The sequence below is a fragment of the Staphylococcus hominis subsp. hominis genome, from assembly GCF_002901845.1.
Taxonomy (GTDB): Bacteria; Bacillota; Bacilli; order Staphylococcales; family Staphylococcaceae; genus Staphylococcus; species Staphylococcus hominis.
Genome location: NZ_PPQE01000025.1, coordinates 350009 through 373089, shown reverse-complemented (window position 1 = coordinate 373089; position 23081 = coordinate 350009). Strand labels below are relative to the sequence as shown.

24 protein-coding genes and 2 tRNA genes are annotated in these 23081 nt (G+C 30.4%); 11 read left to right on the top strand and 15 right to left on the bottom strand.

The window, feature by feature from the left end; genetic code table 11:
• The first annotated feature begins 149 nt into the window (after positions 1-149).
• From CD034_RS03450 to CD034_RS03435, 4 genes are all read left to right on the top strand, one after another.
• The gene (locus CD034_RS03450; protein ID WP_077700409.1) at positions 150-1388 is read left to right on the top strand and encodes an LCP family protein; all 1239 of its coding nucleotides are present in this window, start codon (positions 150-152) and stop codon (positions 1386-1388) included.
• A gap of 19 nt (positions 1389-1407) precedes the next feature.
• Positions 1408-1878: a DUF2538 family protein gene (locus CD034_RS03445; RefSeq protein WP_002448219.1), complete on the top strand. Its 471-nt coding sequence runs from the start codon at positions 1408-1410 to the stop codon at positions 1876-1878.
• A gap of 107 nt (positions 1879-1985) precedes the next feature.
• Positions 1986-2405, top strand: a complete 420-nt coding sequence (locus tag CD034_RS03440; RefSeq protein WP_002448255.1) for a GNAT family N-acetyltransferase — start codon at positions 1986-1988, stop codon at positions 2403-2405.
• A gap of 150 nt (positions 2406-2555) precedes the next feature.
• The gene (locus tag CD034_RS03435; protein ID WP_103288146.1) at positions 2556-6599 is read left to right on the top strand and encodes a glucosaminidase domain-containing protein; all 4044 of its coding nucleotides are present in this window, start codon (positions 2556-2558) and stop codon (positions 6597-6599) included.
• A 176-nt stretch (positions 6600-6775) separates the two neighbouring features.
• Here CD034_RS03435 and CD034_RS03430 read toward each other — a convergent pair whose 3' ends face one another.
• Positions 6776-7195, bottom strand: coding sequence for a MarR family transcriptional regulator (locus CD034_RS03430; RefSeq protein ID WP_002448073.1), 420 nt, complete (start codon positions 7193-7195; stop codon positions 6776-6778).
• A 268-nt stretch (positions 7196-7463) separates the two neighbouring features.
• Here CD034_RS03430 and CD034_RS03425 point away from each other — a divergent pair, with 268 nt between their 5' ends.
• A complete protein-coding gene (locus tag CD034_RS03425; protein ID WP_002448207.1) occupies positions 7464-8639 on the top strand; it encodes an aminotransferase class I/II-fold pyridoxal phosphate-dependent enzyme in 1176 nt (391 codons plus the stop codon).
• A 50-nt stretch (positions 8640-8689) separates the two neighbouring features.
• Here the strand turns inward: CD034_RS03425 and menB are convergent, their stop codons facing one another.
• From menB to CD034_RS03405, 4 genes are read right to left on the bottom strand one after another with little or no spacing between them, the layout of a single operon-like run.
• Positions 8690-9508, bottom strand: a complete 819-nt coding sequence (menB, locus tag CD034_RS03420) for a 1,4-dihydroxy-2-naphthoyl-CoA synthase (protein WP_002448062.1) — start codon at positions 9506-9508, stop codon at positions 8690-8692.
• Positions 9501-10304, bottom strand: coding sequence for a 2-succinyl-6-hydroxy-2,4-cyclohexadiene-1-carboxylate synthase (gene menH / locus CD034_RS03415; RefSeq protein WP_002455514.1), 804 nt, complete (start codon positions 10302-10304; stop codon positions 9501-9503). The genes menB and menH overlap by 8 nt, the downstream gene beginning before the upstream one ends.
• Positions 10291-11961: a 2-succinyl-5-enolpyruvyl-6-hydroxy-3-cyclohexene-1-carboxylic-acid synthase gene (gene menD, locus CD034_RS03410; protein WP_002448153.1), complete on the bottom strand. Its 1671-nt coding sequence runs from the start codon at positions 11959-11961 to the stop codon at positions 10291-10293. Before menD ends, menH begins: the two co-directional genes overlap by 14 nt.
• Positions 11951-13318, bottom strand: coding sequence for an isochorismate synthase (locus CD034_RS03405; protein ID WP_002455515.1), 1368 nt, complete (start codon positions 13316-13318; stop codon positions 11951-11953). The genes menD and CD034_RS03405 overlap by 11 nt, the downstream gene beginning before the upstream one ends.
• Before the next feature lie 181 nt (positions 13319-13499).
• Here CD034_RS03405 and CD034_RS03400 point away from each other — a divergent pair, with 181 nt between their 5' ends.
• Positions 13500-14438 (top strand): 1,4-dihydroxy-2-naphthoate polyprenyltransferase, encoded by a 939-nt coding sequence (locus tag CD034_RS03400; RefSeq protein ID WP_002455516.1) that lies wholly within the window; start codon positions 13500-13502, stop codon positions 14436-14438.
• 47 nt (positions 14439-14485) lie between these two features.
• On the opposite strand, the gene CD034_RS03395 is transcribed toward CD034_RS03400, so the two are convergent.
• On the bottom strand, positions 14486-15037 hold the full coding sequence (locus CD034_RS03395; RefSeq protein WP_002455517.1) for a GNAT family N-acetyltransferase: 552 nt from the start codon (positions 15035-15037) through the stop codon (positions 14486-14488).
• 143 nt (positions 15038-15180) lie between these two features.
• On the opposite strand from CD034_RS03395, the gene CD034_RS03390 reads away from it, so the two are divergent.
• Both CD034_RS03390 and CD034_RS11370 read left to right on the top strand, forming a co-directional pair.
• A complete protein-coding gene (locus CD034_RS03390; RefSeq protein WP_002448068.1) occupies positions 15181-15393 on the top strand; it encodes a TM2 domain-containing protein in 213 nt (70 codons plus the stop codon).
• An 89-nt stretch (positions 15394-15482) separates the two neighbouring features.
• Positions 15483-15581: an SAR1012 family small protein gene (locus CD034_RS11370; RefSeq protein ID WP_017175792.1), complete on the top strand. Its 99-nt coding sequence runs from the start codon at positions 15483-15485 to the stop codon at positions 15579-15581.
• A gap of 67 nt (positions 15582-15648) precedes the next feature.
• Here the strand turns inward: CD034_RS11370 and CD034_RS03385 are convergent, their stop codons facing one another.
• Positions 15649-15867 carry an IDEAL domain-containing protein gene (locus CD034_RS03385; RefSeq protein ID WP_002448162.1) on the bottom strand — a complete coding sequence of 73 codons (219 nt, stop codon included), beginning with the start codon at positions 15865-15867 and terminating at the stop codon, positions 15649-15651.
• A 207-nt stretch (positions 15868-16074) separates the two neighbouring features.
• Here CD034_RS03385 and CD034_RS03380 point away from each other — a divergent pair, with 207 nt between their 5' ends.
• From CD034_RS03380 to CD034_RS03370, 3 genes are all read left to right on the top strand, one after another.
• Positions 16075-16659: a competence protein ComK gene (locus CD034_RS03380; protein ID WP_002448199.1), complete on the top strand. Its 585-nt coding sequence runs from the start codon at positions 16075-16077 to the stop codon at positions 16657-16659.
• Between the two features lie 144 nt (positions 16660-16803).
• Positions 16804-16878 (top strand) — tRNA-Asn (locus CD034_RS03375).
• Positions 16879-16881: 3 nt separating this feature from the next.
• Positions 16882-16970, top strand: a tRNA-Ser gene (locus tag CD034_RS03370).
• Between the two features lie 369 nt (positions 16971-17339).
• On the opposite strand, the gene CD034_RS03365 is transcribed toward CD034_RS03370, so the two are convergent.
• The 8 genes from CD034_RS03365 to CD034_RS03330 form a co-directional block, all read right to left on the bottom strand.
• A complete protein-coding gene (locus tag CD034_RS03365; RefSeq protein ID WP_103288145.1) occupies positions 17340-17873 on the bottom strand; it encodes a hypothetical protein in 534 nt (177 codons plus the stop codon).
• A 136-nt stretch (positions 17874-18009) separates the two neighbouring features.
• A complete protein-coding gene (locus CD034_RS03360; protein WP_103288144.1) occupies positions 18010-19239 on the bottom strand; it encodes a Fic family protein in 1230 nt (409 codons plus the stop codon).
• Between the two features lie 391 nt (positions 19240-19630).
• A complete protein-coding gene (locus CD034_RS03355; RefSeq protein ID WP_103288143.1) occupies positions 19631-20467 on the bottom strand; it encodes an SH3 domain-containing protein in 837 nt (278 codons plus the stop codon).
• 345 nt (positions 20468-20812) lie between these two features.
• Positions 20813-21367, bottom strand: a complete 555-nt coding sequence (locus tag CD034_RS03350; protein ID WP_103288142.1) for an NUMOD4 motif-containing HNH endonuclease — start codon at positions 21365-21367, stop codon at positions 20813-20815.
• A 63-nt stretch (positions 21368-21430) separates the two neighbouring features.
• Positions 21431-22039 carry a M23 family metallopeptidase gene (locus CD034_RS03345; protein ID WP_103288141.1) on the bottom strand — a complete coding sequence of 203 codons (609 nt, stop codon included), beginning with the start codon at positions 22037-22039 and terminating at the stop codon, positions 21431-21433.
• Between the two features lie 10 nt (positions 22040-22049).
• Complete coding sequence (locus CD034_RS03340; protein WP_103288140.1) at positions 22050-22301, bottom strand: phage holin; 252 nt, start codon at positions 22299-22301, stop codon at positions 22050-22052.
• A 138-nt stretch (positions 22302-22439) separates the two neighbouring features.
• On the bottom strand, positions 22440-22736 hold the full coding sequence (locus CD034_RS03335; RefSeq protein WP_103288139.1) for a DUF2951 family protein: 297 nt from the start codon (positions 22734-22736) through the stop codon (positions 22440-22442).
• A 10-nt stretch (positions 22737-22746) separates the two neighbouring features.
• Positions 22747-23046: a hypothetical protein gene (locus tag CD034_RS03330; protein ID WP_103288138.1), complete on the bottom strand. Its 300-nt coding sequence runs from the start codon at positions 23044-23046 to the stop codon at positions 22747-22749.
• Positions 23047-23081: the final 35 nt, after the last annotated feature.

Genomic DNA, 23081 nt, shown 5'->3' with positions numbered 1-23081 from the left:
TTTTTATATTAAAATTGAGTTGTAATTTTAGCCAATTAGTAATACAATTTATGGCTATGGGAGTAATAATTATTATTCTTTTATATTAAAATGGTATGATTAAATTATTAACTTATTTTTTTAATAAATACGTATAGGAGCACATAATTATGAATCGTTGTTTAAAATATTTTATGATGCTATTAACATTATTACTTATTGTTGTTCCTGTCATTTTTATTGTCAATTTATATCATCATTCTGAGAATGCTTTGCAATCTTCATATAATAAATCTGATGCAAAACGTCATTCTACTTTAAGAAATAGCAAAATGAATCCTTCTAAAAACGCTATCTCAATATTGTTTCTTGGGATAGACGATAATGAAGGTAGACGTAAAAATGGTCAAACAACTGAACATTCAAGAACTGATTCAATGATTTTAGCAACACTTAATCCCAATAAACAGCAAATCCGTTTATTAAGTATTCCTCGTGATACAATCAGTTATATTCCTAAAGTAGGTTATTACGATAAAATCACACACGCACATGCCTATGGAGGTCCTATTGCTGCTATGGATACTGTTGAAGCCACACTTAATATCCCTGTCGACTATTATGTTCGAATTAATATGGATGCCTTTGTTCAAGCGGTAGATAAATTAGGTGGTATTTATTACGATGTACCTTATGATTTAGATGAACCTAACACAGATGATACTGGAAGAATCAAGGTTAAAAAAGGGTATCACAAATTAAATGGTGATGAAGCTTTGGCTGTAGCACGCACGCGTCATCACGATTCAGATTTAAAACGTGGCGAGAGACAAATGGATTTAATCAAAATTTTATTTCAGAAAGCAAAAAATTTAGATTCATATGACAGACTAGATGAACTCGTTCAAATAGTAGGTAAAAATGCTAAACATAACCTAACAACAGAAGAAATTAAATCTATAGCTTCAATTTATTTATCTGATAATATAGACTTTAAAAAGTCTCAACTTAAAGGTGACAATGATTATTTAAATGGTATCTACTATTATAACCCTAGCATTAAGAGTATATTAAAATATTCAAATTTATTGCGTTCTGATTTAGGACTATCTAAAATAACAGATAAGAATGATTTATTGGATGAAAGAGTCATTAATTATTATGGCAATCTAGTACCGTTAACACCTATTGATTCGTTTCTTTTAGAAAATAATCAAAAAGATACCACAACAGATGAAAACTCTATTCAGAGTAATGGTACTAACCCTTCTACGCAATCACAATCAGAACAAAATCCATCTGATAGTACTATGGATCAACAAAATCAAATGAGTAATCAAGTCAATAGCAACAATTCAGACAACTCAAACGACTTCAACAATCAAAATGAAATAAATCAATTATATTAATTTGAGAGGAGTACGTAGAATGTCACGCAAAACATATGAAAAAATTGCTAATATTAACGGCATGTTTAACGTATTAGAACAACAAATTATTCATAGTCAAGACATGGCTTTATTCAGAAGTGAATTCTTTTATGTTAATCATGAACATCGTGAAAACTATGAGGCATTATTAGTATACTATGGTGAGAATTCAGTGAATCCAATTGTAAATGGCGCTTGTTACATTGTTGCTTTACCTGAAATTTTTAATAAAGTAGATGTATTTGAATCTGATTTACCCTTTTCTTGGGTATATGATGAAAATGGAATTACGGAAACAATGCAAAGCATTAGTATTCCTTTGCAATATTTAATTGCAGCCGCTTTAGAGGTTACAGACGTTAATCTTTTTAGACCTTCAGGTTTCACTATGGGGATGAATAACTGGAACATCGCACAATTAAGGATCTTTTGGCAATATTGCGCAATTGTTCGCCAAGAAGCATTATAATTTATTACTCCTTTTTACTTTTTAGTAAAAGGAGTTTTTCTTTTTCTATATCTAAATAATATAAAATGATTGAATTTATTTAATTTAAGAAAGTAGGTAAATGTCACATGTTTAAAGAAGTAATTAATCAATCTATGCTTTCTGATTGTTTTGAAATTAGAAAGTCAGTTTTTGTAGAAGAGCAAGGGGTTCCATTAGAAAGCGAATTAGATATATTTGAAAATACTTCTACTCATATTATTGGATATTACAACGATCATCCATTTGCTTGTGCACGATTTCGTCCATATGAAGATGGTATAAAAGTAGAACGTGTAGCAATTTTAAAACCTTATCGCAATAAAGGGTTTGGTAAAACATTAATGAACACGATTGAAAGTATTGGAAAACAAAAACATCATCATAAACTTATTTTAAACGCACAACTACAAGCTAAACCATTCTATGAAAAACTAGGTTATATTAGTATTGGTCTTCCTTTTCAAGAAGAAAATATTGCTCATATTAAAATGTATAAAATAATTTAAATGATATTTTTCGATACTTGAATTTCAATGACAACAGCTAGATATTTATAAGAACAAAATTAAATTTAGTTTACAAATGAGTTAAAAATAATTACTCTTACTTTTCTTGACGTTATAATAAAAAAGTAAATTAAAAAAGGAGCAACTATTATGTCGAAAAAATTTAGCTTTAAATTCCCATCAATGATCGCCCTTACTTTATTTGGTGCAGCATTTACTACACATCATGCTGAAGCCTCTGAAAACAAACAAAACGCTGCTAATAATGTAATCGATGATCAACAAAATATTGAAAATGCCAATGTAGCTAAACATCAAGTCAGTAATGCAGCACAAAATATTTCTGGAGTGCAAACTTACCAAGACCCTACATTAGTAAAATCAAATACTACTAATAATACATATAATACATACACATATGATGCCAAATTAGATAACTTAAATCAATCAGCGTCATCTCAAAATAACTCAACGCGTTCTAATACTAATGATACAGTTAAAAACAGTGATACAATATCAAATGATCAATCTGATAATACAAAACATAATAATAATGAAGTAGCTACTACCTCTACTACTTCAACTGATTCAACTAAATTAGTTACATCAGAAGATTCTAATCATAAATTAAATTCAAATCGTATAACTACTGAAACACCATCAACTCATAATGAAAGCGCTCAAGTTTCAAATACACATAAGTTAAATACAGATGAGCCTAAAACAACATTAAATAACGTAGAAAATCAAAACAATAGCATATCAAAAGCGCAATCAAGCACTACTGTCGTTAATAATAAACAACAAAAAGTAGATAATAATGCTACAACGACAAATAATGACAATAATAAAGTATCATTATCTTCTACTACAGAAAGTGACAGTACGTCTAAAAATTTATCAAATACATCAGATAACACTACAGTTAACAATGAAGATACTACGCTTAAAAAGAATAATACTCAAACTTCACCAATGCATAATACTTTAAAAGTACGTGCATACAGTACAGCTTTAAATAACACTCATGTTAATAATAAAGCTACAACTTCAACTCAATCAAATGATGCATCTGTTTCTGACTCTACATCATCAGTTCATAAAGGTATTGGTGGAAAAGGTGGTCCAGCTACAGTAAGTACATATTCAACTACGTCTTCACTACCAAAATATGTACCGCAAGTTAAATCTTCAATTAATAATTATATTCGCTCAAATAATTTGAAAGCTCCTTCGATTGAAGAACATTATACATCTTACTTCCCTAAATATGGATATCGAAATGGAGTAGGAAAACCTGAAGGCATCGTCGTGCATGATACTGCAAATGACAATTCAACGATTGAAGGCGAAATTAATTATATGAGAAATAATTATACAAATGCGTTTGTACATGCATTTGTAGATGGAAACCGTATTATTGAAACTGCTCCTACTGATTATTTATCTTGGGGAGCTGGACCATATGGGAATAATCGTTTTATTAATGTTGAAATAGTTCATACACATGATTATGCTTCATTTGCACGTTCAATGAATAACTATGCAGATTACGCTGCTACACAATTACAATATTATGGATTAAAACCAGATAGTGCTGAATATGATGCTAAAGGAACAGTATGGACTCATTATGCTATTAGTCGTTATCTTGGAGGTACAGATCACGCTGATCCACATGCCTACTTGAGTAATCATAATTATAGTTATGATGAATTATATGATTTAATTAACGAAAAATATTTAATTAAAATGGGCAAAGTTGCACCATGGGGTACAACATCTACAAATAATTCAACTCCTACTACTAAACCAAGTATAAATAATAAAAAATTAACAGTAACATCTAATAATGGCTTAGCTCAAATTAAATCAGATAATAGCGGTCTTTATACTACTGTATATGATTCTAAGGGGAAAACGACGAATCAGGTTCATAATACTTTAGCAGTTACAAAATCTGCACAGCTTGATAAAGACAAATATTACCTAGTATCCGATTATAATAGTGGAAAATTATATGGATGGGTTAAACAAAATGAAACGATTTATAATACTATTACTCCTAAAGCGAAAGTAAATAAATCTTATACTATTAAACCTGGAACGACACTATACACTGTTCCATGGGGTAATTATAATCAAATTGCTGGAACAGTATCTAAATCAAATCAATCTCCATTTAAAGCGAGTGCATCACAACAAGTAGGTAAATCAACATATGTATATGGTTCAGTAAATGGTTTAACTGGTTGGGTAAGTAAATATTATTTAAATGATATTCAAAACAAAGCGGATACAACTAATATACTTAATGTTTCTCAATTAAATAACACTTTAGGACAAGTAGCTAAAAAAAATAATGGTGCTTACACAACAGTATATGACTCATCTGGAAAAATAAATCCTTCTATTAACGGTAATACTTATCGTGTAACTAAAAAAGCGACATTAAATAACAAAAACTTTTATTTGATTTCTGACTTTAATGGTAATCAATCACACGGTTGGATTCCTTCATCAGAAATTAATATTCAAACTACAACACCTATAAATGATGGTATTAAAAAATACAATATCAAAGGGAATAGTAATATATATGAAACACCTTGGGGCAGTTCGTCTCAAATTAAAGCAACAGTTCCTTCAAAGGGAGATGTTCTAAAATCGATAGACGCTTTAAAAGTAGGCTCAAATACGTATCTTCACGGTGTTATTAATAATGTTTGGGGCTGGATTTTATCAGACGATGTTCAAACTGTAAAAACGAGTCAAAAAACAAGTAGTGTTCAAACTGTTTCAAAAATTGCTCAAGTAAATTCAACCAATGATGGTATACGTTCAAGTATTTACGATGCAAGTGGTAAGCATGCAAAACAATATGCTAACAAAACATATGTTGTAACTAAAGAAAAAAAATTAGATGATCATACATATGTTTTATTATCTAGTACTTCTGGAAATACTCCATTAGGTTGGTATAATGTTAAAGACTTAAATATTAAAAATTTAGATGAAGAACAAAAAGTGAAAGGTACTTATACTGTCAACCAAAATAATAATGGCTTATATACGATTGCTTGGGGCACTAATCAACAACGATTAGATAAAAACAACATTGCTAATCAAACTTTCAAGGCTTCTAAATCGACAATTGTTGATGGTAAAACGTATTTATACGGTACAGTTAATAATCAAACAGGTTGGATTGCATTAAAAGATTTAACAAACGCTTCATCTTTCGATACAGCAGAAGACTATAACGATGATTTAGTTATAACTAATGGTAATAGTTTTTACTATGACGACCCTACTTCAGCTAAAGCGTACTCACTCAAGCCATTTAATGAACAAATTTTTCAAATTACAAAACGAAAAGTAGTAAATGGTATCACTTGGTATTATGGTAAATTAAGTAATGGTAAATCAGTATGGATTAAGAAAAGCGATTTACAACAACAATTAGTTAAACTATCTAAAAACTATAGAACACTTGATGAGGTCACTAAAATTCAACAAAATGTTTACGGTGCACCACCACAAGTTCAACGTAATAATAGCGGTTGGTCAAATGCAACGTATAGTGAAATTAAAAATGCGATGAACGCGAAAACACTTGCAAAAAATCCAGCTTTAAAATATCAATTTTTACGTTTAGATCGTCCACAATTATTATCTGTAGATCGTTTAAATCGACTACTTAAAGGTAAGGGAATGTTAGAAAACCAAGGTCAAGCATTTGCTAATGCTGCAAAATTGACAGGTGTTAATGAAATTTACTTAATTGCTCATGCCTTACTTGAAACGGGTAATGGCCAATCTAAACTTGCTAAAGGTGCAAATTTGGTTAATAATCAAGTCGTTTCTAATTCCCCTATTAAATATTATAATGTATATGGTATTGGAGCTTATGATTATGCACCACTTGTAAATGGAATTAATTACGCAAAACAATCTGGCTGGAATAGTATTTCTAAAGCTATTATTGATGGAGCTAAATTTATTGCTCAAGATTATATTAAATCTGGTCAAAATACACTTTATAAAATGCGTTGGAACCCTGATCAACCTGGTACACATCAATATGCTACTGATATTAATTGGGCAAATTTGAATGCTAAAAGTTTAAAATACTTATATGATCAAATTAATTCAGTTGGTAAATATTTTGAAATACCAGTATTTAATCAATAATAATACTTGGGAGTTAGACTGAATTCAGTTTCAATTCAGTTATCGCCTGCCCATATGTAAAAGAATCTGAGACACTTATTTCTGTCTCAGATTCTTTTTTGCTCTAAATTTTATATTTAATACAAACACCCATCTTATTGTGCTATGTTATAAAGAACAATAAGATGGGTGCTATGTTAGATATAAAGATGACGACTATTAAGTTTATTTAAAAGATGATTCAAATTATTGATTTCCTCTTCTGTTAAACATTGACATCTCGCTTCGATTAATTCACATCTTGCTATATTGATTTGTTTAATTAAATCTCTAGCTTCAGTTGTTAAACATAAATCCTTACAACGTAAATCTTCATGTGACTGTTGACTTGTAATATAACCTTTATGAACTAATTTCTTTATCCAACGAGATACAATGGATTGCTCTCTACTAATTTTCATTGTTAAATCATATTGTGATAATCGATCATAGTTATAAAGAATTCTTAATAATTCCAGTTGGTCATTTGTTATATCAGTCCGTTGGCCAAAGCGTCTATTTACTAAATTAAGATCATTATTTGTTAGGGTAATAAGTTTTTCTAGTTGATTATACATAGCTGTTCTACTCCACTCTAGTAATTGTTTATATTATAAAGTTAATTTTATAATTAGACAATACTATTCAATAAATTGACTAAATTCATTTTAATAATATGGTATTATCTATTCATTATACACGATTTCTAATTTTTCTATTTAAATTAAGAGAAAGTGAGATTTTATTAATTAAATATTATAAATAAAAATATGATATGATAATTATATTCTATTTCAAAGTAATGAGGTCATAATACTTTGAATGATTATATTTAGAGGTGTAAATATGAAATTAACTTTAAATTCAAATTCTAAGTTTTTAAGAGCGCCAAGTATCCGACAGTTTTCAAGTCGAATAAAAAATATTGACGACTGCGTTAATTTAACTATTGGCCAACCTGATTTTCCAATGCCTGATGTGGTTAAGCAAGCATATATTAATGCAATAAGCGAAGATAAAACAAGTTATTCACATAACAAAGGCCTTACTGAAACGCGTCAAGCGATTAGTCAATATTTTAAACGTAGATATGGATTTCTTTATAGCGAAGAAGAAATTATTGTTACAAACGGTGCAAGTGAAGCGTTAGATACATCGCTAAGAAGTATAATCGAACCTGGAGATGAAATTTTAATCCCTGGTCCTATTTATGCTGGATATATCCCATTAGTTGAAACTTTAGGTGGTAAACCTATTTATATTGATACCACACATTCTGACTTTAAGGTAACACCTGAGCTAATTGAAGCTTACTTTACTGATCAAACTAAAGCAATTTTATTAAATTATCCTACTAATCCAACTGGTGTTATATTAGAGCGCTCAGAAGTTGAAGCCCTTGTACATTATTTAAAAACTAAAGAAATATTTATTATCAGTGATGAAATCTACGCTGAAAATACGTTTACAGGAACACATACTTCTTTTGCAGAATATGAAGAGATACGTGATCAACTATTACTCATTGGTGGCTTAAGTAAATCGCATTCAGCTACAGGCATCCGTATCGGTTTTTTAATCGGTCCTGAATATTTAATTGAAAAATTAACTTTCATGCATGCATATAACTGTATTTGTGCTAATGTTCCTGCTCAAATTGCTTGTATCACTGCATTAAATGAGGGCTTAGAAGCACCAAAATATATGAACGAAGCTTATATTGAACGACGTGATTATTTAAAAGCTAAATTGTTATCGCTAGGATTCGAACTTGAAGCTCAACCTGAAGGTGCATTTTATATTTTCCCAAGTATTAAACGATTTACTAATAATGATTTTGACTTTTGTGTCAATGTACTGGAAGAGGCACATGTTGCGATGGTACCAGGATCTTCTTTTACAGATATAGGAAAAGGCTATATTCGTATTTCTTATGCTTATGAAATGAACGTCTTAAAAGAAGGTATGCGCCGTTTAGAATTATATTTAAAAGAACACTATCCTAATGTGTTAGATAATTAAAAAAACGCAAGATTGACTAAGTCAATTTTGCGTTTTTTTATTACTATTGTTTATGGGAATTTAGGGAATTGATCAAAATCAGGATCGCGTTTTTCTTTAAATGCGTCACGACCTTCTTTTGCTTCATCAGTAGTGTAATACAGTAATGTAGCATCTCCAGCCATTTGTTGTAAACCAGCTAAACCATCTGTATCTGCATTCATTGCAGCTTTTAAGAAACGTAATGCTGTTGGTGAATGTTTCATAATATCTTTACACCAAGCAACTGTTTCATCTTCTACTTTATCTAAAGGTACTACAGTATTAACTAAGCCCATTTCTAATGCCTCTTGAGCATTATATTGACGACATAAGTACCAAATTTCACGTGCCTTTTTGTGGCCTACGATACGAGCTAAGTATCCTGAACCATAACCAGCATCAAATGACCCTACTTTAGGTCCAGTTTGACCAAAGATTGCATTATCTGCAGCAATTGTTAAGTCACATACTACATTTAATACGTTACCTCCACCAATTGCATAACCTCTAACCATTGCAATAACTGGTTTAGGAATAACACGAATTAAACGTTGTAAATCCAATACATTTAAACGAGGAATTTGGTCTTCACCAACATAACCGCCATGTCCACGTTTCTTTTGATCTCCGCCTGAACAAAACGCTTTATCGCCTTCACCTGTTAAGATAATAACAGAAACATTTTGATCATCACGTGCTCTAGTAAATGCATCAATCATTTCAGCTACTGTTTTAGGTGTAAATGCATTACGTACTTCTGGACGGTTAATTGTTACTTTTGCAATTCCTTCGAAGAATTCATATTTAATTTCATCATATTCTTTTAGTGTTTCCCACTGTCTAGTCATTTTGCTCCTCCTTTAAAAAACCTAATACTATTGTATCAAATTCCGCTTCATCTTCCACATGAATTGTGTGACCTACATTTTTAAAAATATGGATTTGATAGTTTTTAATTTCTTGTGCCATTTTTTTAGCAGTATTAACGAATTTTTCATCTAATTCTCCTGCTAAAATAAGACAATCACTTTTTATACGCTTAATATCTCCCCATAAATTAGGCATATGTCCAGTCCCATAATCTCTTAAAGCTTTCGCTAACTTATTGGGATTCTGCGCAAGTCGCATACGACGCATTGCCTTTTTTTTATTATCATCTAATAGATATTGTGTTTGAAATAAAGGGAGTTTTTCCCAATCATTTACAAATACTTCAATTCCAGCTATTTCTAATACACGTCCACGTGCTTGATCGATAGCCTGTCGTTCTTTACGTAAAGCTTCGTTAGCAATGCCTGGTGATGTACTTTCTAATATTAATTGTTTGATTTCATATTGACCATGTATTGCATAGTAGAGTGCTACACGCCCACCCATTGAATACCCTAATAAACTGAATTTATATTTCTCAAATTGAGATAAAACTCGATTTATTTGTTCCGTTATATACGGAAAGTCCCATATTTGATCTGTAGGTGAGTCATCTTTGCCATGTCCAGGTAAATCAATAGTTAAAACATTACATTGAGTAAGAAACGCCTCTATATGATTCATATAAGTTTGACTGTCACTAATAAAACCATGAAGTAAAATTAATAATTGATTGCTTGGATGCTCAGACTTATAAAAATTATAATGTAACATTTAAAATCTCACTCAATTTCTTATATAAAAGTTGATGTTGTTCTAAGTTATCTTCACGATTTGTAAGAATTTCGTATATATATGAATTCATAGTTGAAAAAGATACTTGAGAAAAATCGGTAATATTATTTAAACGTTTAAATGAAAAGTCATATAACATGGCAGTGTACTCAAAATTTAGTCCAGTTGGTGTACCAAATAGACGTTCAAAGTATTGCTCTGCTGCTGTTTTTTGAGGCAAATAAGAAAATATCCCTCCACCATCGTTGTTAAGTATAACAACATTAATATGAATATCGTTTAATTTAGCCATTAATAATCCATTCATATCATGATAAAAAGCTAAATCTCCAATCAGTAATGTCACTTTTTTATGTACTGCCATACCTAAAGCAGTAGAAATAACGCCATCAATACCATTTGCACCTCGATTAGCATACACTTCTACTTCACTATCAAATAATAAATTATCTACATCACGAATAGGCATACTATTACTTACAAATAATGCATCATCTTTAGTGAGTTTTTGAATCAGTGTACTTACAAATGCTGATTCATCTGTCGCTTGAGACATATGTTGAGTGATTGCTTTACGAGATTGTGCTTCTATTGACTGCCAACGTTCAATCCAATCCTTACGGTTTACTGTTGGTTCATTCACTAAACTTCTGAAGAAATCATTTGCTGATATTTCATATGAGATGTGTGGTGGTGTTGGAAATACATCAATTTTATCATTATTTTGAACTAATATTTGAAATGCATTTGTGCGTGTAAGCCATTGATTTAATTTTTTAGAAATAACTGGTTTACCTACACGTATAATAAAATCAGCATCAATATTTAAATGAGAACGGTATAATAAATCATATGTTGTAATGACATTAGGATGATTATACTTACGTAATTGACTAAGTGGATCTGCAAGAATTGGTAAGTCATGAATTGTAGCGTAAGTTAAAATTTGATCGACTGCTTGGTGCTGCATGTCCCCTACAATAATCAGGCCTTTCTTATCTTTTAATATATTTTTTATATCTTGTATATCTATATTTTTTTGATAATGAGGCAATATTTTATGTTCAGATTTTAAATTCTCAGTCATTTCAAGATCTGGTGTTAACGGTTCTCTAAATGGCAAATTAAAATGTATTGGACCACGGTGTGGGCCATATAAATATTGACTTGCAATTTGCATTTGATAATTGATAGTATTGAGCATTTCTTGACTGCCATCAGCTACAGGCATATCAAATTGGAAGTTAATATAATTTGCAAACATATTGACTTGGTTAATCGCTTGTGGTGCACCTACACTTCTAAGTTCATGTGGACGATCGCTAGTCAATACTATAAGCGGTATACGGCTGATTTGACTTTCAGCTATAGCTGGCGTGTAATTAGCAGCCGCTGTTCCAGAAGTACATAAAATCGCAACTGGGCGTTCGCTCCCTTTAATTAATCCTAAGGCAAAAAAAGCTGCGCTACGTTCATCAGGATGTATCCAAGTTTTAATATTTGGATGCGCTTCAAATGCAATCGCTAAAGGAGTCGAACGTGAGCCCGGACTAATAACGACTTCTCGCACACCATAGGCATATAACTCTGATGCAAATGTATAAACTTGTTTAGTTAAAGCTTCTTTATGATTCATTCTTATTCACTACTCCTAAAGCATTCATCATTGGTGAAAATTTCACCGACGTTTCTTCAACTTCACTTTCAGCATTAGAATCTTTTACAATACCACAACCTGCAAACAAAGTAGTTTGATTTTGTTTAATTAACATAGAACGAATAGCCACAATAAATTCACAATCATCATCTACGTCAATATATCCAACTGGAGACCCATATAATCCTCGTGTACCAAATTCATTTTTTTCAATATAGTCAACTGCTTCTTTCTTAGGATAACCCCCTAAGGCAGGTGTAGGATGCAACTCATCAATTAAACTAATATACGAATGATTCAATAATGTTCCTTTTATTTCAGTATACAAATGATACATATGATCGTTTTTTAAAATATTAGGTTTTTGATTGTACTCTACATTTTCTACATAAGGCTTAATATCATTTAAAATGCTGCTAACGACAAATTGATGTTCACCTAGATTTTTACTGTCTTGTAAAAATGCTTGAATATTTTTTTCATCTTTTTCAGCATCTTGTGTTCGAGGAATTGTTCCTGCTACAGCCTTCGTAGATAATATACCGTCCTCAACTTTTAATAATTGTTCTGGTGTTTGAGAAAAGAATACAGATTGGTTAGACTCTAGGATAAATAAGTAACTATTTTTCTCATTGTTTAACGCACGATTAAGTACATAAGGAATACTAATTGGCTTATCAAACTTAATTAAGCGACGTCTCGCAAGTACTACTTTTTTATCTTTATCAAGTTGTTCAATCGTATGACTTACAAGATCTTTCCATTCATCAACATAAATATCTTCCATGCGTGTTACATTGCCTAAAGCTGTCTCTCGTTCTGTCGTATCAACTTGAGCATTTTCGAAATAATTAATCATTTGATTTAATTTTTCCATTTCAAATTGGGCTTTTTCAACTGTATATGTCAAAATGGTTTGATTGTTAACTGAAGAAATAAGTACTTCAGGTACCACAAAATGATTAATCCCAAATTCACGCCACTCATCATCAGATTTATGATTTGAAAATTGGAATCCCCCTACTATTTTAAGGTGATGCTTTTGCGTATTAACATGAATTAGTTCTACATCATTTTTAAATTTTTCCCATTCCCGAAAGATAGATTGTTTATTTTCAAAGTTATTCTTAAACCTTTGAATTGCATGATAGCCGAAAAATGAAGACATATTATCGTTTAATCGCAAATAAAATCGATCTCCAGCTTGTTTTTCAGTTAAATTAAATAATTCACTTGGTGTTAAAGATTTATTTAACACGACTTCAACAGAAACCCAGTTTTTATTGCTTTCATATATAGATTCCAAAATTTTGTCTTCCATTAGGTTAGCAGCCATTCATTTCACTTCTTTCATTATCTTTTTTTTACTCATTAAAATATTGTAACATTTTTCGTTATTCATCGTATTATAATTGCTTAATCAATTTAGAGAAATATTTCACGTTGATTGACCTTTCTTACCTATTCCTTTAAAATACATATGTTAAAACTTTATATTATAAGAGGTAGATTATATTATGGCAGATCAATATCAACAATATTCAACTGTTAGAAAATATTGGCATTTAATGAGACCTCATACTTTAACCGCGTCTATTGTCCCTGTATTAGTAGGAACAGCGACAGCTAAACTTTTCTTACTGGGCAGTCAAGATCATATTAAATTCAGCCTATTTTTAGCAATGTTAATCGCATGTCTTTTAATTCAAGCAGCGACTAATATGTTTAATGAATATTATGATTTTAAAAAAGGATTAGACGATCATACATCTGTAGGTATCGGTGGCGCGATTGTTCGAAATGGTATGAGTCCAAAACTTGTCATGAATCTAGCAATTGCTTTTTATATTATTGCCGCTTTACTTGGTATATATCTAGCTGCTAATAGTTCATTTTGGATTATTCCAGTTGGTATTGTATGTATGGCAATTGGTTATTTATATACTGGTGGACCTATTCCTATTTCATGGACGCCATTTGGTGAATTATTCTCCGGATTATTTATGGGTATGATTATCATTTTACTTGCATTCTTTATTCAAACAGGTAATGTCAATGGTTTTGTTGTTTGGATTAGCTTACCTATTGTTATTACAATCGGGTTAATTAATATGGCTAATAACATTCGTGACCGTATTAAAGATAAAGCAAGTGGTCGTAAAACCTTACCTATTTTATTAGGTAAAAAAGCTTCTATTACGTTTATGGCAGCAATGTATATCTTAGCTTACTTAATCGTAATATTTACTGCTTTATTCAAATCAGGCGGCTCATTATTCTACTTGTTAGTATTATTCTCATTCCCAATGCCAATCAAAGCAATTCGTCGTTTTAATAAAAATGATACACCAGCAAGCATGATGCCAGCGATGGCAGCGACTGGCAAAACGAATACAGTCTTTGGTATTTTGTACGCTTTGGGTATTTATATCAGCGCACTTTTAGGTGGAATCTAATTTATTTTAACTAGCATTGTTTTTTAACAATGCTAGTTTTTTTATTATTATATATATATCATATGTAGATAATCATGGCCATATAAATTAATATCTTCAACCCATTTGAAACCTAGTTGTTTATAAAGTTTAAGTGCTTTCTCATTATTATAATCACAATTTAAACTCCATTTTTTATTAGAACTTGTGGTGATCAAATGTTCCAACAATTGTGTCGCAATACCTTGTCCTCTATAATCAGGCGATGTGACCACTGCTTCAATATACCACTCATCATTTTTAGCTTCTTTTATAGGTAAAGGTGTTCCAACTAATCTGATATCTTCTTCAAGAGGCAGTTGGTTCCATTGTTCTTCGTACTCCATTTCTTTTGAACCATCATAAGCGATAATACAACCGGCCACTTCATTATTCTTTTCATATACCCATATATTTTTATAATAGGTACGATAATGTACATTAACTATACTAAGTTCAAGCAAATTGATCATACGTTTTTTAGAAATTTCCTTTACAATGTCAAGTTCCATATCTTTCCATATTAAATAATAAAGTTTTGCAATTTGCTTATTATCACTCGGTGTCGCTTTTCTAATCATATTTATCCCTCCATCTACATCATACTCATATTATTACAAGAAATTAAATATTATAGTAAGTATAAACTGATTCTTTTATAAGTGCCGTTCTTGATTTTAGTCATAAATTACTTACAATATGAAAATAAGGAGGCATCCATAATATGAGAGTAAACAAAACATTGTATGTATTATGTGCATTGTTCTTAGGTGGTGTTGGGATTCACAAGTTCTATGCGGATAAAGTTGGACAAGGCGTATTACATTTGGTCTTTTTTTGGACACTTATTCCAACAATTATTTCGATTATTCATGGCATAATCATTATCTTCACTACTACAGCTGATAATAATGGATATATTTTTATACCCAGATAAAAAACAACCAAAAGTATTTAAACTTTCTTCTTTAAATTAAAGAAAATGGGGTATAAATTAATAATAGTTTTAAAAAGGAGAATGTGACTATGAAAAACTTTATTAAACGTATTGTGAGAACAATTATTACAGGATATGTATTAAAATGGATTAAAAATAAAATAGAAGGAAATTCAAAAAGAAAATAATTTAAAAAGGTCTATTCACTTTATTTTAGAGAATAGACCTTTTTATAATGACTCATTGGAACCGGATTTACTCATTGAGAAATGCCTCCAAATGTTTTAATTCAGTAGTATATTGATTAAAATCATCTTCATTTCTATTAACCAAGGCTTCATCAATTAATGTTACAAGTTGTTTCTTTCTTTCTAAACGTAAAGCTTCGTCAATCACAAGTTCTACACCTAAATCATTCATCGTCGTTACAAATTCTTCTAGTGTGGTATGTTTAACATTTGTATTGTAATACATAAAATTCACTACCTTTCTATTAATTTAAAAATAGTATACAAGCTTTTTATTTTGAAATCAATGAATATTCAGACTTTTCTAAATAAAATAGTGTAATTTTATTTTTAAATAATAACTTGACAACATATACTTTTTTTATATAATAATTTTATATTATTAATCACTCTTCGTTTTTAATAATAAATAATTAAATAAGGAGCTGATCTTATGACTCAGTTCAATAAACCACCTAATACGATTTATGTCATACGTAAAGGTGATATGGTGATTAGACCTACATTTGACAATCATCAACAACCGAACGGCTCAGAAATCCTCAAATTCGATACCTCACGAGAAATAAGCCCTTTTAAAACTCAAAAAATTATTGAACGATCATGTAGATTTTATGGCAATAACTACTTAAGCAAGAAAGCTGAAACTCAACGCATCGCTGGAATAACTAGTAAACCTCCCATCCTTCTCACACCATTGTTTCCAACTTACTTTTTCCCAACACATTCAGACCGTTTAGAAGAAAATATATGGATTAATATGCATTATATTTCTGATATTAAGCCATTAAAGAACAGAAAGAGTAAAATTATCTTTGCAAACCAAGAAGCACTAACATTAAATGTATCTTTTCATAGTTTATGGCATCAATATTCTAATTCTATTTTCTATTACTATATGATTGATAAACAAGCAAGAATGAAGTCTAATAATCCAGATATGCCAATCGATTATGAAAAAACATCTTTAAATATTTTTGAGGCCCTTTCACACTATTCTTTATTAGAAGATAAATAGCTGTATGTTTATTTTTAAAATATACGGAACGATTATATTAATTTAGTGTAAATGTTCCGTATATTTTTTAAAGATTATCTCTTGCAAATTTTAATATTATTGATATAATTGTATTTGTGTTGATTAAAGAACACTTTATATTATTCCGCAGTAGCTCAGTGGTAGAGCTATCGGCTGTTAACCGATCGGTCGTAGGTTCGAATCCTACCTGCGGAGCCATATGGAAACGTACTCAAGTTGGCTGAAGAGGCGCCCCTGCTAAGGGTGTAGGTCGCGAGAGCGGCGCGAGGGTTCGAATCCCTCCGTTTCCGTCTGTTATACTTAAATAGGTTAAAATACCTTTGAAAACCCCGTTTTTACGGGGTTTTATTTTTATACTTTTAAATAGTTTTCATATCAAGCCGACAATGTGGTCGACAACTTACTATTTTATATTAAAAGTTGTCGGTTATGTTGTCGACCTACTCTCTATACTCCTTGCTGCTCTAAGCTTTAATTGTAATGACTACTTATTGATTTTTTATCAATATTAAACCCCATCAATGAATAAATTGATGGGGTTATTATCTGAGTAAGGCCATTTTTGTACATTGTGATATGTAAAAAAATGGCTTATTTAAGAATAAACTTTAGAACTAAATAGAATGAATTAGAACATTTTTGGCACACGCTTGACACTTTTACGAATTAATTTTTTTCTTATCTTTTAAATCTATATACGATTTATAAAGTGTAGTCGTAAAACCTGTTAAAACAAAGATAGATATAGCTATAAAAATATGCATATCTACATTTACCAAATGATCTGCAAAATTATCTTTTAATATTTTATCTGTAACTCCGTTACTAATTGATTTCATTAAATTAGAATATAATGTAAATCCTGTCGAAATTAAACCGGTAAACCAAGTTAGTATAGGGAATAGTACATTAATATTAAAGAATTTATTTGCAAAAATTGAAAGAACTAAAGTAACAATAATGTTTATGGCATACCATATTGCTATAAATAATATAGAAAACCACATAGTTCCTTCAAACTCATCAATATCATACTTATACGATACACTCTCGAATCGTGGGAGCACTACAGATGCAATACTAAGATATCCCCAATATATAAGAACCTGTACTCCAATAAATAAAATCGCAATAAGAATATATAAAAGTATAGTCATAATTTTTTCATACCACTTATTTTCATTTTGTGACATATTTTACCTCCTTTCAATACTTAATAATAATTAATTTATTATATTGTGTATAGACAGAACATAACAGCGAACAAAAAAAGAACCATCCTAATCGACAGTTCTTTATAGTTTTCTTTATTTAATTAATTTTTCTAAATTAGACCGACATTAAATTATTTACGAATTCATCTTTAATTTCATATACTTTTGGTCTTTCTTTAATTTTTGTTAGCTTATCCTTATGTTTTTTTATAATATTATCCAATTTACCTCTTTTGAAAGGTAAATATTCAACTAATTCTTGAAGACTAAGTCTTGTATATTCACTACCAAAGACCTTATCTTGTAATAGTACAAATAAAACATTACTATCATTTTCATTTAGATTTAGATTTTTTAAACCTTCATATAATTTTTCAATCATTTCAATATTTTCTTCAAATTGTTCAATAGCACTTGATTGCCCTTCAATTATTAGATCTAACATTACATTTATAAAAGAAGTAAGTTCTCCTTTATTTAAAAACTCAGATGTTGCCTCGAATGCTTTATCATATTTGTTTTTATTACGATTTATTGTATAAGAAAATGTTAATGCAGTAACGTGTTCTAAATGTTCATTAAGTAATTTTGCTACTATATATCTACCTAGTCTCCCATTGCCATCATAAAACGGATGTAAGTATTCAAACATAAAGTGACTTGCTAATATTTTTAATAATTTTGGAGCTTCATAATAATTAATAAATGTAATGAGTTTATTTAAAAATTCAATTATTTCATATTCCGAATACTCATTTCTATGCAGCCATTTTTCTCTAGCAACATCTCTAACACCTACTCCTTGATTTCTAAACATTAATCCGTCTGGACGATCTTCCTCTTCTATATCTTTCGATAATAATAAGTCATAAGCCTTTCTAAAATCAGACACTTCATTGAATTTAATTTCTTCATTACTTAATAATAGAGCATATAGCTTAACTAACCCTTTAAATCTTTTATTGCTTTTCGTATTAGTTTTGTTTAAAACTGCTGCTAATTCTTTTTTAGTACTTTTGACATTTTCTTTTTCATTTGTACTTTGTAATTCATTTATTAGTAATCTTTTAAGATATGAAGATGTAGCAACACTAGGTTGACTATTCATTAATTTATTAATTTTACTTGAATTCATTAAAATTTTTTCCGATTTTATAAACAAATCTTTAGTCGGACAGAAAAACAAAGGATACTTAGTGCTTCTTATTTGAACTTGATTTCTGATCGGGTTAATTTCAATGCCAGTATCATATGTCGAAAAATGATTTAATCTTAACTGATACTCATTTTCCATAATTTGATCTCCACTCATATGAAATATAGATTTCAATGTTTTATAGTTCATGATACTTCACCTTTTTCTCTTTTAATCTCAATTTGTCGATTTATATTATATGGATTTAAACTATTATAATACAAAACTATTATTTATGATACATAGAGTGTAATTCTTACGTTTGTTTTTTTCAAAAAACAAGGCAAACGGCAGCAATAGTTAATATATAGCGTGTGTATTTCCATATTTTTATGCATAAAAAAACACCACGCTCATAAGAACGTGGCTTGAACGATTTACACTCATTTAAAACACAAATAATAAAACTAAAATTATCATAAATTTTGAGGTGCCTATATCATAACATAAAAAAGAGGGACAAGCACTAAACTTGTCCCTCCATAAAACATAATGAAATTTGTAAACGTATAGGATATTATCCCAAGTTGATTATAGCATATTATTTTAAAGTTCCCCATACTTGTTTCATTTTGTTTTTAGGTGGTTTTTTACCATTCCATGTTCCTACTGGTAAATAAATTCTTTCACCTTCAAAGCTGTCATATCCTACCCATACATGCTTATCTTGTAACATAATTTCATCATACTCAATTTTAGTGTTAGGTGGTAAATCACCTGCTGCGTTATTTCTCAATCTGAATGGACCAACGTAACGTGCTTGAATAGGTTGATTACCATTAATGAATGAGCCTTTTTGTGCTTTGTAGTAAGTTTTATGTTTATTTTTCTTCCAACCAGTAGGTAATACTTCTTGTTTAGCTTTTTCTTTTTTTACTGCTTGTTCGATATGCTTTTCAGTAACTTCTTTGGCATTAGATGTATCTAACTTACCACCATTAGCATAGAACTTAATACGACTAATGAAGTAATCGATTAACTTCAATTGGTTTCTTCTTGTGTAAGGTTGACCTTTACCGATGTGAATTTCCCATGATCTATGTGGACAAGATGTTTGAGAGTATTCGTTGTGTAAGTGTACTGTATCTCTATTAATAGGTAAGTTGTAAGATAACATTACTTCAGCTGCAGTTTTTAATGTTGCTTCTTCATTCTCTAAGAATAACTTATCAGAAATACGTCCAGGATAACTTTCACACACTTCAAATCCAATTAAGTTGTTGTTTGCCCAAAAGTTAGCACAGTGCCATTCTACAAAGTTAGTTGGATGATACCATAAACGCTCATTGCGATTAACATATACACTAGCAAAACCATTTACATGTGTACCGTTTTGTTCTCTTGCATATAACCATGGTAAATACTGACTTGGTGTCATACTGCCATAGTCGTTGTGTATCCTTTTGTTTACTTATAGACGCTACTCTATAAATCTGTGTCGATTCACATGCACTCTCATTACAAGACGTGAGCAGACTATTTCTTTCTATCTACGTGAGATAGTTCTTCTTTCGAACTCGCTTGAGTCCTACCGGGAGGCAATCCCGTAGTCGTTGAACATTCCCCATATCTATTGACTTAGGGGTAGTGCTGCTAAACTAACCAATCCTTCAACTTGTTAAACTCTCATACAATCCTTTCGGTTGTATTGTAGTGTGAAGGCTCTTAGGTTTTTCAAAGCAATTTATGTTTTAAGTACATATACCTCGCGATATATGCAGTGCTAAATAAATTCCCATTTATACCCGTTACATTGTTTTCTTTTTCCTAAGCAAACAGACGAAATGTGTCTTTGACTTCCATAACCCTTTCTTTCAGCTTCGGCTTGAGAAGGAAAATAAAAAACTTCACCAGTTTTTAAAGAAGTTGCTTTTACTGATTTTGATTTTTTACCATTAGTATTTTTTGAAATCATTCGAGATTTTCTTGTTCCATAATTATTATTTTCTTTTGATGTAATGTACTCTAAATTTTCTAGACTGTTATCATTTTTGTTCTCATTTTTATGGTTAACCTCATAACCTTTAGGTTTTGGACCAACAAAAGTTAACATTACTAGATTAGATACATATAAAGAACGTCGCTTTTTATCTTTATATAATGTTACTTGTAAATAATCGAATGCTACTTTATTGGTTTTTAAGATACGTCCTTTTTTTAGTATTTCACTCTTATTTTGTGGTAAATAAATATATCTGTCTTTTGAACGTATTTTACCTAAATTAGACGCTTGATAAAAATTTTCGTAACCGGGTATATCTTTCCAAATTTCTTCCATACTATAATACACCTGCCATAATCATTATAGGTGTATTATACCATATATTTGAGAATTATTTTCTTACACCACTCCTGCTATACTTGCTTTACGATTAGTGATTTTAGAACCATTGATATGAGATGAATAAATATCTTTCATTTTAACATTACTCCCTTTTTCTAGTTTTTGATTTAGTTTTGAAATATCGTATTTTTCAATAGGAATACCACTACATACTTCTGCCTTTTCATCTTTCAAGTTAGTACCTTTAGGACGTAACTGAAGGTGTAAATGTGCGTTCATTGGATTATCATAGTAGTTACTTGAACCCTGCAAACCGATAATATCGCCTTGATTAACTTTGTCACCTTCACTATATTTGAGTGATTGTCTTTGTAAGTGACCATAAATCCAATCGTTTCCGTTAGCGTCTCTAATCTCAATTGTTCCGCCAAAATTACCATGTGTTTCGCAAGTGATAACTGTACCACTTGTGACTGCTGGAATATCATTAGTTGCATTATTATATAAATCAAATGCTCTATGATAACCACCGCAGAATTCATCATAATTAATACCATTTTCAATATAATTTCTAAATCCATAATCATTAGGATAATTGTCATATCGACGTGGATCAGAACTAATTTTCCAACCCTTTTGTGTTAAATAATCAATTGCAGTTAACATTCAATCACTCCTATTTTAAGTTATTGTCTTTTAAAACTTTTTCTTGTTCTCGTGATTTTTTACGTAAGATGTATGTGTTTTTGTACACGCCATAGATACCAACTAACGATGGAATAAATACCATTAAGAAGTTTATCCATGGTTGCACATGGTCAGGATTTAAAAACTCTACTTCAATTCCACTTGCTTGTAATGCTAAGTATAAAAGTGCAAGCATTCCACCAAATTGAGAAATATATTGCTTAATTTTATCTTTTTCCATTTCTTCTCACTCCTTATTCAAAATAAAAAGCCGACACTAAAAGTGCCGACTTAAAATAATTTCTATTTACAATTTCCAAACCAGAAACAAGACCAGAAATCAGCTTTTGCAAATAATTTAAACATATTAATCACCTCCTTATATGCCGAATACCATTCTGATAACAGCAAAAATAATAGAACCTGCCACTGAAAAAACCATACCTAACATTAAACGTTTCATCTCTTTGATGTTTTTACGATTTTCTCTTTTACTTTCTTTATCAATTTCTCGTTCCCGATTAATACTATCTAAGGTAAAGTTCATTTTTTGATTGATCAATTCTTGGTTATGTTGCCCGTCTTTTATTTGCTCCAAAGAAGCGAATATCTTTTCATCATTATCTTCTAACCGTTTTATTCTTGTTTCATAATCGCGTCCTTGACTATCCTCCATTCTTGCACCTCTATTCTGCGTTAGTTTCAGTTGTTTCTTCCACGTACTCTAATAAAGTTGTTAGCTTTACTGGTTTGACTGTCAATTTTTCAGCAATAATACCGAACTCGTAGTTTAATTCGTTTAAGCTATTTAAACGTTCAGCAAGTACTTTAACTTTATTTAAATTATCGAATTTAGTTGCGATATTCACATTACTAGTTGGATAGAATTGACCTCTGAAGTCATTATCTAAAACAGCTTCTTCTCCTTTTTCATTCACTTGTACTAAGATATAACTTTCTGTGTTTTTTACGATTTCGTTTGCCATGATAAATTCCTCCTAAAATTTGGTATAAAAAGAGT

Excerpts from the sequence above, each read along its gene's own strand:
- CD034_RS03450 (WP_077700409.1), top strand. The coding sequence starts at position 150 with ATGAATCGTTGTTTAAAATATTTTATGATGCTATTAACATTATTACTT.
- CD034_RS03445 (WP_002448219.1), top strand. The coding sequence starts at position 1,408 with ATGTCACGCAAAACATATGAAAAAATTGCTAATATTAACGGCATGTTT.
- CD034_RS03440 (WP_002448255.1), top strand. The coding sequence starts at position 1,986 with ATGTTTAAAGAAGTAATTAATCAATCTATGCTTTCTGATTGTTTTGAA.
- CD034_RS03435 (WP_103288146.1), top strand. The coding sequence starts at position 2,556 with ATGTCGAAAAAATTTAGCTTTAAATTCCCATCAATGATCGCCCTTACT.
- CD034_RS03430 (WP_002448073.1), bottom strand. The coding sequence starts at position 7,195 with ATGTATAATCAACTAGAAAAACTTATTACCCTAACAAATAATGATCTT.
- CD034_RS03425 (WP_002448207.1), top strand. The coding sequence starts at position 7,464 with ATGAAATTAACTTTAAATTCAAATTCTAAGTTTTTAAGAGCGCCAAGT.
- menB (WP_002448062.1), bottom strand. The coding sequence starts at position 9,508 with ATGACTAGACAGTGGGAAACACTAAAAGAATATGATGAAATTAAATAT.
- menH (WP_002455514.1), bottom strand. The coding sequence starts at position 10,304 with ATGTTACATTATAATTTTTATAAGTCTGAGCATCCAAGCAATCAATTA.
- menD (WP_002448153.1), bottom strand. The coding sequence starts at position 11,961 with ATGAATCATAAAGAAGCTTTAACTAAACAAGTTTATACATTTGCATCA.
- CD034_RS03405 (WP_002455515.1), bottom strand. The coding sequence starts at position 13,318 with ATGGCTGCTAACCTAATGGAAGACAAAATTTTGGAATCTATATATGAA.
- CD034_RS03400 (WP_002455516.1), top strand. The coding sequence starts at position 13,500 with ATGGCAGATCAATATCAACAATATTCAACTGTTAGAAAATATTGGCAT.
- CD034_RS03395 (WP_002455517.1), bottom strand. The coding sequence starts at position 15,037 with ATGATTAGAAAAGCGACACCGAGTGATAATAAGCAAATTGCAAAACTT.
- CD034_RS03390 (WP_002448068.1), top strand. The coding sequence starts at position 15,181 with ATGAGAGTAAACAAAACATTGTATGTATTATGTGCATTGTTCTTAGGT.
- CD034_RS11370 (WP_017175792.1), top strand. The coding sequence starts at position 15,483 with ATGAAAAACTTTATTAAACGTATTGTGAGAACAATTATTACAGGATAT.
- CD034_RS03385 (WP_002448162.1), bottom strand. The coding sequence starts at position 15,867 with ATGTATTACAATACAAATGTTAAACATACCACACTAGAAGAATTTGTA.
- CD034_RS03380 (WP_002448199.1), top strand. The coding sequence starts at position 16,075 with ATGACTCAGTTCAATAAACCACCTAATACGATTTATGTCATACGTAAA.
- CD034_RS03365 (WP_103288145.1), bottom strand. The coding sequence starts at position 17,873 with ATGTCACAAAATGAAAATAAGTGGTATGAAAAAATTATGACTATACTT.
- CD034_RS03360 (WP_103288144.1), bottom strand. The coding sequence starts at position 19,239 with ATGAACTATAAAACATTGAAATCTATATTTCATATGAGTGGAGATCAA.
- CD034_RS03355 (WP_103288143.1), bottom strand. The coding sequence starts at position 20,467 with ATGACACCAAGTCAGTATTTACCATGGTTATATGCAAGAGAACAAAAC.
- CD034_RS03350 (WP_103288142.1), bottom strand. The coding sequence starts at position 21,367 with ATGGAAGAAATTTGGAAAGATATACCCGGTTACGAAAATTTTTATCAA.
- CD034_RS03345 (WP_103288141.1), bottom strand. The coding sequence starts at position 22,039 with ATGTTAACTGCAATTGATTATTTAACACAAAAGGGTTGGAAAATTAGT.
- CD034_RS03340 (WP_103288140.1), bottom strand. The coding sequence starts at position 22,301 with ATGGAAAAAGATAAAATTAAGCAATATATTTCTCAATTTGGTGGAATG.
- CD034_RS03335 (WP_103288139.1), bottom strand. The coding sequence starts at position 22,736 with ATGGAGGATAGTCAAGGACGCGATTATGAAACAAGAATAAAACGGTTA.
- CD034_RS03330 (WP_103288138.1), bottom strand. The coding sequence starts at position 23,046 with ATGGCAAACGAAATCGTAAAAAACACAGAAAGTTATATCTTAGTACAA.